Raw genomic sequence first — 13,652 nt, 5'->3', positions numbered from 1 at the left:
GCCGGGCCCGACGAGTGGCTTACTTCTTGGCCTGACCGGCGGCGACCTCTTCCGCCGTCCAGTAGCCGGAGTCGATCAGCGTCGCCTTGATGTCGTCCTTGTAGACGGTCGCGATCGGCAGCAGGTAAGCCGGGACGACCTTGACACCGTTGTTGTACGTCTGGGTGTCGTTGGCCTGCGGCTGCTTCTTCTGCAGGAACGCCTCGGAGGCGTTGACGGCCTGCTCGGCGAGCAGTCGGGTGTCCTTGAAGACAGTGGAGTTCTGCACGCCGTCGTTGATCAGCTTGATCGAGGCGATCTCCGCGTCCTGGCCGGTCACCACCGGGAGCTTCTTCGCGCCGCTGCCGTAGCCGGCGTTCTGCAGGGCGGTGATGATGCCGCGGGAGATGCCGTCGTACGGCGACAGCACCCCGTCGACCTTGGAGCCGTCGTTGTACGCCGAGGTGAGCAGGTTCTCCATCCGCTTCTGCGCGGTCTCCTGCTGCCAGCGCAGGATGGCGACCTGCTCGGGGGTGGTCTGCTTGGACTTGACCTTCAGCGTGCCGTTGTCGATGAACGGCTTCAGGGTGTCCATCGCGCCGCCGAAGAAGTACTGGGTGTTGTTGTCATCCAGCGACCCGGCGAAGAGCTCGACGTTGAACGGCCCCTTGGCCGTGCCCTTCGAGCCGTCCTTGTTCAGCAGGCCGAGGCCGACGAGCAGCGCGGTGCCCTGGGCGACGCCAACCTTGTAGTTGTCGAAGCTGACGTAGAAGTCGACGTCCTTGCTACCGCGGATCAGCCGGTCGTAGGAGATGACCGGGATCTTCGCGGCCGCGGCCGCCTGCAGTTGGCTGTTCAGCGCCGTACCGTCGATCGCCGCGATGACCAGGACGTCCGCGCCCTGAGTGATCATCTGGTCGACCTGCTGCGACTGCGTGGGGATGTCATCGCCAGCGTACTGGAGGTCGACCTTGTAACCCTTGGCCTCCAGCTTGGACTTCACCGCGTTGCCGTCGGCGATCCACCGCTCCGAGGTCTGGGTCGGCATCGACACACCGATGGTCAAATCGCTGGGCTTCTCGTCGCCGGTCTTGTCACCGCTGCCCGCACCCCCGCCACTGCACGCCGCCATACTCAGCGCCAGTGCCGCGCCGCCGAGAGCAACCAGGAATTTCCTGCCCACGGGCTTCTCCTCTCCGGACTCCCCCGTCGACTGCCGGGGCCAACTGTCATCTTTCGGGTAGTGTTAGCGCTCACATAGATTGCGTCAACACCTGATCCGAAATACCGGTGTCACGGTCTCGTAACGGAGCATCCAGGCGAGCGTAGCCATGCGGACGATCCGCCGAAAGGCCGGACACGGGCGCCGCACAGAGCGGTGCCCGCGGACGACAGGTGTCGTCCGCGGGCACCAGTAGTACCGGATCGGACCGGTTCCCGCGACCCGGGGCGGTCAGCGGGCTCGATCGGCTACCGCTGCGACCACCGCTGGTTCGCCGCAGCCGTGCAGGTCCAGAGGATCACCGTGGTGCCGTTGGCCGTGCCGTTGTTGTTGACGTCCAGACAGAGCCCGGACTGGACGCCGCTGATCGTGCCGTTGGCGTTGATGGTCCACTGCTGGTTGGCCCCGCCGTTGCAGTCCCAGATCTGCACCTTGGCGCCCGCCGTGGCGTTGAGCGGAGCGTCCAGGCACTTGCCGAGCGACTGCAGGGTCTGACCGTTCCTGGTCCAGCGCTGGTTGGCGGCGCCGTTGCAGTCCCAGATGACCGGCTGGGTGCCGTTGGTCGTGCTGCTGTTCGGCACGTCCAGGCAGCGGCCGGAGGCGGCGCTGGCGTACGCACTCGAGGTGCTCGGCGGCGGCGTCGTCGGAGGAGTGGTGCCGCCACCGCTGACCCGGTACACCACCGTGCCGTGGGCCGGAACGCTGGCGCTGATGGTCCCGCTGCTGGAGCTGGTGCCACCGGTCCACGCGTCCACCAGCGTGAACGACGAGCCGGACTTGCCGATGGCCGCGGCCGTGGTCGAGATCGTCGTCGTCGAGCCGCCCTGGTTGAACAGAGCGACGGCGACGTCACCGTTGGCGAGCCGCTTGGCCAGCACCCGACGCGTGCCGTCGAACGACACCTGCGCCCCCTGCAACCCGAGCGAGTCCTGGTTGATGGCGATCAGGTTGGCGTTCTTGAGGATGGTCTGCGTCGCGGCGTTCATGTTCCGTACGTCGTTGCCGGCGATCAGCGGAGACGCCATGACCGCCCACATCGCGAAGTGGCTGCGCATCTCCGTGTCGTTCATGCCGCCGCGGCCGACCTCCATCATGTCCGGGTCGTTGAAGCCACCCGGCCTCGCGTACGACGCCAGCGGAACGGTCACGTTGATGATGTTCTGGATGCCCATCGGGTAGCCGTTGGTCTGACCGGTGTCCCACGCGTTGGTGATGTCCTCGGTGGTGCGCCACATGTTCGCCACGTCGCCCCAGTTGCGCTGCGGGCCGGTCTTGGCGTGGATGCTGTTGGGGTTGATGCTGTAGACGATCGGTCGGCCGGTGGCGGCCAGCGCGTCACGCATCTTGGCGAAGGTGGCCACCTGGTCGTTGATGCTGCCCTCCGGCGAACACCAGTCGTACTTGAGGAAGTCGACACCCCAGGCGGCGAACTGGCGTGCGTCCTGCACCTCGTGACCCCGACTGCCGGTCGCGCCCGGGTAGGAGCCGAAGTACTGGGCGCAGGTCTTGTCGACCGGCACCTGGTAGAGACCGAACTTCAGCCCCCGGGCGTGTATGTAGTCACCGAGGGCCTTCATTCCGCTGGGGAACCGGGTCGGGTCACCCTGGATGTTGCCGGAGCTGTCCCGGTTGGGGTTGAACCAGCAGTCGTCGACCACGACGTACTGGTAACCCAGGTCGCGCATCCCGCTGCTGACGAGCGCATCGGCTGTCTGCCGGATCAGCGCCTCGTTGATGTTGCAGCCGAACGAGTTCCACGAATTCCAACCCATGGGGGGCGTACGTGCCACCCCGTTGTCCAGTGCCTGCGCCGCCGGGGCGCGAAGGCCGACCAGGGCGCCGGCGAGCAGTAAGCCGGCCGCCAGCACGCTCCCCCAGCGACGACCTCGGGTGCTGCGGTTCATCGAGCCTCCTTGTCGGTGGCGCCCGCCCGTGACTACGATCTTTGGTCGATGGGCCGATAGTTGGACGCCAATTTTTGTTAGCGTTAACAGAGACGCCCATCATGTTACGGCGACATTTCATGAGGTTCAATACCTTCCCGCCAATGCATCGTTCGACATCGATAGCCGTGTCGCACGGCCCATCGAGTCGCGTCTTATCGACCGGGACGCCGAGAATTGCCGCCGGCTGCCGCGTGCGCACAGCGTTCACCGCGACGGCGGTGGAACCGTCCCGGTGCCGCACCGAGGCGGCCCCTGGTCGTCTTGCCGTCAGCGCGGCGGTGGGGCGACGCTCTCGCGGGCGACCAGGGCCGGGGCGATGGTCTGCCGCAGCGCCCCACCGGTGCCCGACTCGATCTGGGACAGCAACATCTGCAGGCTGGCCCGCGCCACCGCGTCGAAGTCCGGTCGGACGGTGGTCAGCGGCGGAATGAAGTAGGCCGCCTCCGGCACGTCGTCGAAGCCGACCACACTGATGTCGTCCGGCACGCGCCGACCGAACTCGTGCAACGCCCGCAGCACGCCCAACGCGAGATGGTCGTTGGCGGTGAAGACGGCGGTGACCTCGGGCATCCGCGCCAGCATCTGCCCGCACCGGTAACCCGAAGCCGCGGACCAGTCCCCCGGCATCGGCGGCGGCGGAACCAGCCCGGCGGCCAGCAGCGCCTGTCGCCAGCCGTCGATCCGACCGACGCTGTCGAACCAGTCGGACGGCCCGGAGACGTGCCAGACGGTGCGATGCCCGACGTCGAGCAGATGTTGCGTCGCCGCCCGAGCGCCCGCCACCTGGTCGACCGTCACCAACGGCACCGGCCGGTTCGGGTCACCGTCGACCGTGACCAGTGGGACGTCCTTGGGCAGGCGTTCCAGCGCCTCACCGGCCGACTCGACCGGGGCGATGACCACGATGCCGGCAACCCGGTGCGACAGATGCCGCTCGACGGCCGCCGAGATGGAACGGTGGTCCAGGTTTCGAACGCTGCCGACACTGACCGCAAAACCCTCTTCGGCGGCGGTCTGCTCCAACGCCGCCAGCAACGACGCCGGCCCGTAGAGCGTCGTGTTCTGCGCGACCACACCGATGACCTGCGATCGGCCGGTGACCAGCGCGCGTGCCGCGCCATTGGGGCGATAGCCGAGTTCGGCGATCGCCGCGCGCACCCGCAGCCGGGTCTGCTCACGGACGTTGGGGTGCCCGTTGAGCACCCGCGACACCGTCTGATGGGAGACACCGGCGAGACGAGCAACGTCCGTCATCGCGGGACCGTGGACGGCCATTTCACTCCCCCCGCTACATCTCCGGCCCGCAGCCCGTCGACATCGACTGGAGCGGCCCGGCCCGATCCCCCTCGCTCAGTCACCACGCCGGTGCTGAATCCCAGGTGACCAGCGCTGGATCGCCGACAGTCTACGCCAGCAACGGCTTGGAACACGGCACGCCGGTGTGGGGACTGTGCGACGTGCCGGAGCCGCACCCCGGAGGACACCGCCATCCGGTGCGGGGCACCGTCCCGCGACGGCCCGCCGGCCCGCCCCACGCCCCCGGACAGAGCGTGGAGCAGGGCCGGCGGGGACCTGACCCGATGGCGCGGACCAGGCGGGCCGGACGGGCCGTCCGGCCCGCGCCACCGGTCAGGCCGATCGTCGTGTGACTGGTGTCACGGCGTCGTCAGATCGAACCGACGCACGGTGACCGCGCCACCGAGCGCCTGGGTCGCGTGGTTGAAGATGGCGAAGCGGTAGCCCATGAAGAACTGCCAGTTGTTCGCCAGCGTCAGGGCGTTGCCGAACGAGGTGAAGTTGACCCCGTCGGTGCTGTACGAGAAGCGGGCCTGTCGGCCGGATCCGGGTCTGATGTCGGCGTTGGCCCGCAACCAGATCCGGCCCCCGGAGACGGCGGTGCTCGCCACCTCGCTGCCGGTGCTCGTGGTGTTCCAGTTACCGTCCATCGTCAGGCCGTTCTGCATGACCAGCCGGGTGGACCCGTTGTCCCGTCGGACTCCGATCCAGGCCGACGAGTTGCGCAGCACCGCCAGGCCGGTGCGATCACCGTCGCGCATGGTGGAGTAGTCCAATTCGATGGTGGCGGTCGAGGTGGGGCCCTGGATCCGGTGGGTCAACGTGTTGCGCGCCTTGTACAGGTCGCCCGTGACGGTGGCGGCCTGTAGGTTCAGCCCGTTGTTGACCGACCACTTGCTGTTGTCGGGGTTGTGGTTCCACTCCCACTGCGGGCCGAGGGTGGTGCCGGCGAACGTGTCGGTGCCGGTGAGCGGCTTGACCGCCCGGGGCGGCGCGGGCAGGTTCGGCTTCGGGTAGGAGCTGCCCCAGGTGCCGTTGACCGTCTGCAGCACCGGCCAGCCGTCGCCGGTCCAGGTGATCGGAGCCATGGCCGGCATCCGACCACCGGGGTACGCGTCGACGAAGGACATGTAGTACCAGTCGCCGTTCTGGGTCTGCACCAGCCCACCCTGGTGCGGCACACCGCCGCCGGAGATCGGACCGGGCAGGTTGAGCAGCACCTGACGCTGCTCGTACGGGCCGAACGGGCCGTTGGTCGACTTCAGCACGTACTGGCCGTTGGCCGGGCGGGTGAGCCAGATGTAGTAGGCGCCGTTGCGCTTGTAGAAGCGGGCCCCTTCCAGGGTCCCGATGCTCGACGGTGTCTGGTACACCTGCTGGGCGCGAACCTGGGACTTCCCGTCCGCGGACAGCTGCGCCACGCTGATGGTGCCGTTGCCGTACGCCACGTACATGGTGTCGTTGTCGTCGATCAGCATCCCGGCGTCGTAGTAGCAGTTGGGGATGGTGGTGTGCTTGCTCCAGGCGCCGTCGACGGCGGACGCGGTGTAGATGTGGGTCTGCGCGAAGTCGATGCACCCGGCCCAGTAGTACGTCCGGTTGCTCGGCCGGTAGTTCAACGTCGAGGCCCAGATCCCGTCGACGTACGCGTGACCGCCGCTCATGTCGTACTTCGACCCGAAGTCGAGCCGGGGCACGGAGTGACCGGCGAACTCCCAGTTGACCAGGTCGTAGGAGCGCAGGACCGGCGCACCCGGCGAGTAGTGCATGGTGGACGCCGACATGTAGTAGGCGTTGTCCACCCGGATGATGTCCACGTCGGCGAAGTCCTGCCAGACCACCGGGTTCGAGTACGTACTGCCCGACGGCGGCGGGTTGCTGCCCCCGATCTGGACGAGCTGCCACTGCTGGTTGTTGCCGCCCCAGTCGTCGTACTGCACGATGTTGCCGCCGTCGGCGGTCGAGGCGCCCTGCACCTCCATCACCTTGTTGCTGTTGCGGTTGATCAGCCGCACGTAGCCACCGGCCGAGTCCGCCAACCGGAACTGCTGGTTGGTGCCGTTGCCGTCCGCCCACTGCACGATCGACGCGCCGTTGGCGGTCGAGAAGTTGTAGACGTCGAGCACCTTGCCCGAGTGCCGTGACTTCAGCCGGTAGTAGCCACCACCGGAGTCCACGAACTGCCACTGTTGCCAAGCACCGTCGTTACGCGCCCACTGGGTGATACGCGCACCGTCGTTCGTCGCCTGGTTGTAGACGTCCAGCGCCTTACCGCTGTTGCGGTTCACCAGCACGTAGTACGCGTTGGTGTCGACCGTCGCCGCCGACGCGGCGGTCGGCGCGACAGCCGCCAGCGCGCCGCCGACCACCACCGCGACCGCGGCGGCGACGAGCCGCCACAGCCGACCACGCCCCCGCGCTGGTGTTGTCCAGGGAACCCGACCGATGGCAACCATGATCCTCCTCTGACGATGCGAACCGAACGGTCTGGGTCGGCATCCGCGGCACCGGGCGGTGTGCCGAGCTGGCCTGATCGCCGAATGTGATCGTTAACATCACTCATCGTGGTTCGCGACACTGAACTGCCACGCACGGGGAGAGAAATGATCGCGGCCGGGCCAGCCACAGACATCGACCGTCTTGGTTATAGACTGTGAGCGATAACACGGCCTTAGTCAAGACGTAACCCAATCGGCTCGCGGTCGTGCTAGGTGGGAACGCAGACGGGTGGCCCGCCCCTGCCCGAGGGATGTCAGGCAGGGACGGGCCACCCGTCCTGGACGCGGCTGGGCCGCTCGAATCAGAAGCCGCGGGCCAACCGGTAGTAGGCCTGGTTCCAGCGGAGCTCGTCGGCGAAGCGGCGCGGCTGCGTCTCGGCGTCGATGACGACGAGTTCGGTGCGGCTCATCTCCGCCAGGTCGTGCAGCTCCTCCACTCCCACCGCCTGCGACAGCACCGTGTGGTGCGGCGCGCCCGCGGTGATCCACGCCTCGGCCGAAACCGGCAGGTCGGGTCGCGGACGCCAGACGGCACGGGCGACCGGCAGCCGGCGCAGCGGTTGCGGCGGAGACACCACATCGATCTCGTTGGCCACCAGCCGGAAGCGCTCCCCCATGTCGGCCAGGCCGAGCACCACCGCCGGGCCGGGCGCGGCGTCGAACACCAGCCGGACCGGGTCCTCCCGGCCACCGATGCTCAGCGGGTGGATCTCCACGTTGGGCACGTCGGACGCGATGGTCGGGCAGACCTCCAGCATGTGGGCGCCGAGCACCAGCTCGTTGCCCGGGGTGAGGTCGTAGGTGTAGTCCTCCATGAACGACGTGCCGCCGCTCACCCCCACCGACATGGCCTTGAGGGTGCGGACCAGGACCGAGGTCTTCCAGTCGCCCTCGCCACCGAAGCCGTAGCCGTCGGCCATCAGCCGCTGCACGGCGATGCCCGGCAGCTGACGCAGCCCACCGAGGTCCTCGAAGTTCGTGGTGAAGGCCCGGAACCCGCCCGCGTCCAGGAAGGCGCGCATGCCCAGCTCCAGGCGCGCGGCGTAGCGCAGCGAGTCGTGCTGCTCACCGCCGGGCAGCAGCTCGCCGACGATGCGGTAGGTGTCCTCGTACTCCTTGACCAGGTCGTCCACCTGCGCGTCGGTGACCTCACCGACCACCTCGACCAGGTCGTTCACGCCGTAGGTGTTGACCGAGACCCCGAACCGCAGCTCCGCCTCGACCTTGTCGCCCTCGGTCACCGCGACGTCGCGCATGTTGTCACCGAAGCGGGCCAGCCGCAGCGACCGCATCGCCGACCAGCCCAGCGCGGCACGTGCCCACGCCCCGACCCGAGCCGTCACCCGCGGGTCGCTGACGTGCCCGGCCACCGTCTTGCGGGCCACCCCGAGACGCGTCTGGATGTACCCGAACTCACGGTCGCCGTGGGCGGCCTGGTTCAGGTTCATGAAGTCCATGTCGATGTCGTTCCACGGCAGCAGCACGTTGGCCTGGGTGTGCAGGTGCAGCAGCGGCGTCTGCAACGCGTCCAGACCGGAGATCCACATTTTGGCCGGTGAGAACGTGTGCATCCAGGCGATGACCCCGACGGCACCCTGAGCGGCGGCGTCCCGGCAGACCTGCAGGATCTCGCCGCTGTTGGTCAGAACGGGCTTCCAGACCACGCGGGCGGGAATCTGCGGCGAGTCGTCGAGCGCGGCCGCGATCTGACGGGACTGCTCGGCCACCTGGCGGAGCGTCTCCTCGCCGTACATGCCTTGGCTGCCGGTGAGGAACCAGATCTCGGGTTCGGTGTGTGGTGCCATGGAGTTGCCTTCCGCGAGAGGGGCGGTCACTTGTAACGGATTCCGATGAGACGCTGCAGGAGGATGAACGCGAAGAGCAGACCGCCAATCACGATCTTGGTCCACCAGGAGTTGAGGCTCCCATCGAAGGTGATGAGGGTCTGGATCACGCCGAGCACCAGCACGCCGAGCACCGTGCCGAAGACGTAGCCCGCACCGCCGGTGAGCACCGTGCCACCGATGACGACGGCGGCGATGACGTCCAACTCCATCCCCACGGCGATCAGCGGCGCGCCGGAGAGAGTGTAGAAGGACAGCAGGATCCCGCCGATGGCCGAGCACAGGCCACTGATGGTGTAGACGGCGATCCGGGTCCGCCCCACCGGCAGACCCATCAGCAGCGCCGACTGCGGGTTACCGCCGATGGCGTACACGTTGCGTCCCAGCCGGGTGTAGCCCAGCGTGTACGCGGCGATGGCGACCACCACGAAGGCGATCAGCACGCTGATCGACACGAAGTTGCCCCGGGGATCGCCGATCCGCTCCTGCGACATCGAGGTCCAGAACCCATCGGTGATCGGGATCGACGCGCCGGAGATAAACGTGCACATGCCCCGGGCGAAGAACATCCCGGCGAGCGTGACGATGAACGGCTGGATCTCGAAGAAGTGGATGACGCAACCCATCAGCAGGCCGAGCGTCGGGCCGATGAGCAGGGCGATGACGAGCACCAGTGCCGCCGGCATGCCGTCCCGCAGCAGCGCGGCCGACACCATCGCCGTCATGGCGACCACCGACCCGACCGACAGGTCGATGCCACCGGTGAGGATCACGAAGGTCATGCCCACCGCGACCACGAGCAGGAAGCCGTTGTCGATGAAGACGTTGAAGATGACCTGCACGTTGGAGAACGCCGTGTACTGCGAGACACCGATGCCGTACATCACCAGCAGCAGGGCGAGCGTCGCCAGCACCGGTATCTGCTTCCTCGGCAACCGGAACCGGGTACGACCGGCGGTAAGCGTTCCAGTGGTCATGCCGGCACCTGCTCCTTCGGCTTGTCGGCGATGGTGGCGGGCGGCGGGGCGTTGCGCCTACGTCGGCTGAACCGGGCCCGGAAGGCCGGTGCCTGGATGAGGCAGACGGCGATGACGACGACCGCTTTGAACAGCAGCGAGGTCTGCGGTGAGATGTCCATGGCGTACACCGTGGTGGTCAGGGTCTGGATGATCAGCGCGCCGATGATCGTGCCGCTGAGGAAGAACCGGCCGCCCGCGAGGGACGTACCGCCGATGACGACCGCGAGGATCGCGTCCAGTTCGACCCAGAGACCGGCGGCGTTGCCGTCGGCGCTGGAGACGTTGGCCGTCATCATGAAACCGGCGACCGCGGCGCAGGCGGCGCTGATCACGTACGCGAGGAAGATGACCCGGGTGGACCGGATGCCGGCGAGCCGGCTGGCCACGGCGTTGCCACCGACCGACTCGATTATCATGCCGAGCGCCGTGCGCCGGGTGAACGCGGCGACGAGCAGGGCGGCGGCGAGAGCGATGAAGATGGCCAACGGCAGCGTCAACGCGTGACCCAGACCGATCGCCCGGTACGGCTCGGAGTTGATGGTAATGATCTGACCCTCGGTGATCAGCTGGGCGAGACCCCGGCCGGCGACCATCAGGATCAGGGTGGCGATGATCGGCTGGATGCCGATCACGGCCACCAGCACCCCGTTCCAGGCGCCCAGCACCAGCGAGATCCCCATCGCCATGGCGAGGGCGGTCACCACCGCACCGAGGCTGTTCTGATCGGGTTGCTTGCTGATGTACATGCAGGCGATCGCACCGCTGATCGCGCAGAGCGAGCCGACCGACAGGTCGATGCCGCCGGTCGAGATGACCAGGGTCATGCCCAGTGCGACGAGGATCAGCGGTGCGCTCAGCCGCAGGATGTCGATCGGCGTGCCGTACAGGTGCCCGTCCTTGAGCTCGATGGACAGGAACCCGGGCCGGTAGATCGTGTTCGCGGCGAGCATGACGAACAGCACGGCGGCGGGCCAGAACAGCCGGTGACCGATCATCGTCCGATAGCGGCTCGTGGTGTCGTTCATCGGTCTGCCTCCTCCCGGTGGGATCCGCTGGCGATGGTCTGCATGATGCGGTCAGCGTCGAGGTCCTCGTCGTTGGCGAGCTGCGCGACCATCTGCCGGTCCCGCATCACGGCGACCTTGTGGCTGAGGCGCAGCACCTCCTCCAGCTCGGCGGAGATGAACAGCACCGCCATCCCACCGTCGGACAGCTGCGTCACCAGCTTCTGGATCTCGGTCTTCGCGCCGATGTCGATGCCCCGGGTCGGCTCGTCCAGGATCAGCAGGCGCGGCTCGGTGATCAGCCACCGGGCGAGGAGCACCTTCTGCTGGTTGCCGCCGGAGAGGTTGCGTACCGGCACCTCCGGATCCGCCGGACGGATGTTGAGGGCCTTGACGTACTTGTCGACCAGCTCATCCTGGCGACGACGCGGAACGGGCCGCAGCCAGCCGCGGGCCGCCTGCATGGCGAGGATCATGTTCTCGCGGACCGACAGGTCGGCGACGATGCCCTCCGCGCGGCGGTTCTCCGAGCAGAAGCCGACGCCCTGGTCGATGGCCTGGGCGGGAGTGCGCAGGCTGCTCGCCGTGCCGTCGACCGCGACCTGACCACCGTCGGCCCGGTCGGCCCCGAACAACAACCGGGCGACCTCGGTACGCCCCGAGCCCAGCAGGCCGGCCAGGCCGACCACCTCGCCGGCGTGGATGGTGAGGCTGAACGGCTCGACCGCGCCCGACCGACCGAGGTTCGACACCGCCACCAGGGGGGTGCCCTCCTCCAGCTCGGCCAGGTCCCGTCGGGAGTGTTCCTCGATGCCCTCCAGGACGTCGAGCTCCTTGCCGATCATCTTCTCCACCAGGGAGAGCTGGGGCAGCTCGGCGGTGAGGTACTCGCCGACGAGCCCGCCGTTGCGCAGCACGGTGATCCGGTCGGCGATCTCGTAGACCTGGTCGAGGAAGTGGGTCACGAACAGGATGGCGATGCCCTCGTCGCGCAGCTGCCGCATGATGCGGAACAGTTGCGCCACCTCGCCGGCGTCGAGGCTGGACGTCGGCTCGTCCAGGATCAGCACCCGGGCCTGGATGTCGATCGCCCGGGCGATGGCGACCATCTGCTGGATCGCCAGGGAGTACGAGCCGAGCGGCGCGCTGACGTCGAGGTCGAGGTCGAGGCGGGCCAGCAGGGCTCGGGCCCGGCGGCGAACCTCACCCCAGCGGACCGCCCCGAACAGGCGAGGCTCGCGGCCGATGAAGATGTTCTCCGCCACCGAGAGATTGGTGCAGAGATTGACCTCCTGGAACACGGTGCTCACGCCGGCCGCGGTCGCCTGCATCGGCCCGGTGAACGACACGGGCTCGTCGCCGAGGGTGATCGCGCCATCGTCGGTGTCGTAGACGCCGGTGAGCACCTTGATGAGGGTCGACTTGCCGGCGCCGTTCTCGCCCATCAGGGCGTGCACCTCGCCGGGAAAGAGCCGGAAGTTGACGTCGTGGAGTGCACGCACCCCGGGGAAGGACTTGCTGATCCCGGTCATCGTCAGGACCGGACGGCTATCCGTCATCCCATCAGACCTCTTCTGGGTTGTCGACACGGAAGGGCCGCTACGCTCCCGCGACGCCCGCCCGGTCGTCCCTGGGGATCGCTCGGGCGGGCGGGATGCGGGGGTCGTCGCGGGCCAAGCCCGGTCCGTTTCGGGTAGGGAAGCGACGCGGCGGGGCCGCCACGCGTACGTGGCGACCCCGTCGTCGATCAGTACTTACGGTTGGGCAGAGCTTCCTTGGCCTGCTCCTGGGTGAAGGTGGTCTCCTCGGTCTCGATCCGAGCAGGCACCTCCTCGCCCGCGTGGACCTTCTTGGCCAGGTCCATCAGCTGCGGGCCGAGCAGCGGGCTGCACTCCGCGATGAAGTTGAACTTCCCGTCGGCGAGAGCCTGCATGCCGTCCTTGACGGCGTCGACCGTGATGATGGTGATGTCCTTGCCGGGCACCTTGCCGGCGGCGGTGATCGCCTCGAGCGCGCCCAGGCCCATGTCGTCGTTGTGCGCGAACAAAACGTCGATCTTCGGGTTGGCCTTGAGGAACTGCTCCATGACCTGCTTGCCGCCGGCCCGGGTGAAGTCACCCGGCTGGGACGCGATGATCTTCAGGTTCGGGTTGACGGCGATCGCCTCGCCGAAGCCCTTCTTCCGATCGTTCGCCGGCGCCGCGCCGGTGTTGCCCTGCAGCTCGACGATGTTCACCGGGCCCGTGGCGCTCTTCTTCTGCTCGACCAGCCACTCACCGGCGAGCCGGCCCTCCTTGACGAAGTCCGAGCCGAGGAACGTCTTGTACAGCGTCTTGTCGGCCGAGTCCACCGAGCGGTCGGTCAGGATGACCGGGATGCCGGCGTCCTTGGCCTCCTTGAGCACGGTGTCCCATCCGGACTCCACCACCGGCGAGAAGGCGATCACGTCGACCTTCTGCTGGATGTAGTTGCGGATCGCCTTGATCTGGTTTTCCTGCTTCTGCTGGGCGTCGTCGAACTTCAGCTCGATCCCGGCCGCGGCGGCGGACTCCTTGATCGAGGTGGTGTTCGCGGTACGCCACCCGCTCTCCGCCCCGACCTGGGAGAAGCCCATCGTGATCTTGCCGTCGTCCTTGGCACCGCCGCCGGTGTCGCTGTTGCCGCAGGCCGCCACGCCGCCGACCAGCAGCACGCTGGCGAGGACAGCGGCAGCGCGCCACGGAGCGGACTGCGTTCGCATCTTTCCCATCGAATCTCCTTGGCTGGATGTGGTGGGTAACCGCGCCAACCGCCGAGGTGCGAAAGGCGGCGTACGCGGGTGGTGCGTGCTGGTGCGTCGTGGTG

The 13,652-nt window shown here is 67.8% G+C and carries 9 protein-coding genes; all 9 read right to left on the bottom strand.

All coding sequences use genetic code 11. The features are described 5' to 3' along the window. Positions 1 to 19 precede the first annotated feature (19 nt). The 9 genes from chvE to ACIBF8_RS03835 all read right to left on the bottom strand — a co-directional run bounded on the left by chvE (position 20) and on the right by ACIBF8_RS03835 (position 13,557). The gene (gene chvE / locus ACIBF8_RS03875) at positions 20 to 1,162 is read right to left on the bottom strand and encodes a multiple monosaccharide ABC transporter substrate-binding protein (protein ID WP_396780833.1); all 1,143 of its coding nucleotides are present in this window, start codon (positions 1,160 to 1,162) and stop codon (positions 20 to 22) included. Positions 1,163 to 1,449: 287 nt separating this feature from the next. Then, a complete protein-coding gene (locus ACIBF8_RS03870) occupies positions 1,450 to 3,105 on the bottom strand; it encodes a glycoside hydrolase family 27 protein (RefSeq protein ID WP_396780832.1) in 1,656 nt (551 codons plus the stop codon). A gap of 309 nt (positions 3,106 to 3,414) precedes the next feature. Continuing rightward, positions 3,415 to 4,401 carry a LacI family DNA-binding transcriptional regulator gene (locus ACIBF8_RS03865; protein WP_396780830.1) on the bottom strand — a complete coding sequence of 329 codons (987 nt, stop codon included), beginning with the start codon at positions 4,399 to 4,401 and terminating at the stop codon, positions 3,415 to 3,417. Between the two features lie 401 nt (positions 4,402 to 4,802). Continuing rightward, positions 4,803 to 6,899, bottom strand: coding sequence for an RICIN domain-containing protein (locus ACIBF8_RS03860; RefSeq protein ID WP_396780829.1), 2,097 nt, complete (start codon positions 6,897 to 6,899; stop codon positions 4,803 to 4,805). 344 nt (positions 6,900 to 7,243) lie between these two features. Then, positions 7,244 to 8,746: an L-arabinose isomerase gene (araA, locus tag ACIBF8_RS03855; protein WP_396780827.1), complete on the bottom strand. Its 1,503-nt coding sequence runs from the start codon at positions 8,744 to 8,746 to the stop codon at positions 7,244 to 7,246. Between the two features lie 26 nt (positions 8,747 to 8,772). After that, positions 8,773 to 9,762: a galactofuranose ABC transporter, permease protein YjfF gene (gene yjfF, locus ACIBF8_RS03850; protein WP_396780826.1), complete on the bottom strand. Its 990-nt coding sequence runs from the start codon at positions 9,760 to 9,762 to the stop codon at positions 8,773 to 8,775. Beyond that, a complete protein-coding gene (locus tag ACIBF8_RS03845) occupies positions 9,759 to 10,829 on the bottom strand; it encodes an ABC transporter permease (RefSeq protein ID WP_396780825.1) in 1,071 nt (356 codons plus the stop codon). The genes yjfF and ACIBF8_RS03845 overlap by 4 nt, the downstream gene beginning before the upstream one ends. Continuing rightward, the gene (locus tag ACIBF8_RS03840; protein ID WP_396780824.1) at positions 10,826 to 12,367 is read right to left on the bottom strand and encodes a sugar ABC transporter ATP-binding protein; all 1,542 of its coding nucleotides are present in this window, start codon (positions 12,365 to 12,367) and stop codon (positions 10,826 to 10,828) included. Before ACIBF8_RS03840 ends, ACIBF8_RS03845 begins: the two co-directional genes overlap by 4 nt. 188 nt (positions 12,368 to 12,555) lie before the next feature. Continuing rightward, positions 12,556 to 13,557, bottom strand: a complete 1,002-nt coding sequence (locus tag ACIBF8_RS03835) for an ABC transporter substrate-binding protein (protein WP_396780823.1) — start codon at positions 13,555 to 13,557, stop codon at positions 12,556 to 12,558. Between the last annotated feature and the right edge of the window lie 95 nt (positions 13,558 to 13,652).

This window comes from Micromonospora sp. NPDC050276 (genome assembly GCF_044459545.1).
In the GTDB taxonomy this organism is placed as follows: Bacteria; Actinomycetota; Actinomycetes; order Mycobacteriales; family Micromonosporaceae; genus Micromonospora.
This window is presented reverse-complemented; position numbering and strand designations above follow the sequence as displayed.

Coding starts and splice junctions, on each gene's coding strand:
- ACIBF8_RS03870 (WP_396780832.1), bottom strand. CDS start 3,105: ATGAACCGCAGCACCCGAGGTCGTCGCTGGGGGAGCGTGCTGGCGGCC.
- ACIBF8_RS03865 (WP_396780830.1), bottom strand. CDS start 4,401: ATGACGGACGTTGCTCGTCTCGCCGGTGTCTCCCATCAGACGGTGTCG.
- ACIBF8_RS03860 (WP_396780829.1), bottom strand. CDS start 6,899: ATGGTTGCCATCGGTCGGGTTCCCTGGACAACACCAGCGCGGGGGCGT.
- araA (WP_396780827.1), bottom strand. CDS start 8,746: ATGGCACCACACACCGAACCCGAGATCTGGTTCCTCACCGGCAGCCAA.
- yjfF (WP_396780826.1), bottom strand. CDS start 9,762: ATGACCACTGGAACGCTTACCGCCGGTCGTACCCGGTTCCGGTTGCCG.
- ACIBF8_RS03845 (WP_396780825.1), bottom strand. CDS start 10,829: ATGAACGACACCACGAGCCGCTATCGGACGATGATCGGTCACCGGCTG.
- ACIBF8_RS03840 (WP_396780824.1), bottom strand. CDS start 12,367: ATGACGGATAGCCGTCCGGTCCTGACGATGACCGGGATCAGCAAGTCC.
- ACIBF8_RS03835 (WP_396780823.1), bottom strand. CDS start 13,557: ATGGGAAAGATGCGAACGCAGTCCGCTCCGTGGCGCGCTGCCGCTGTC.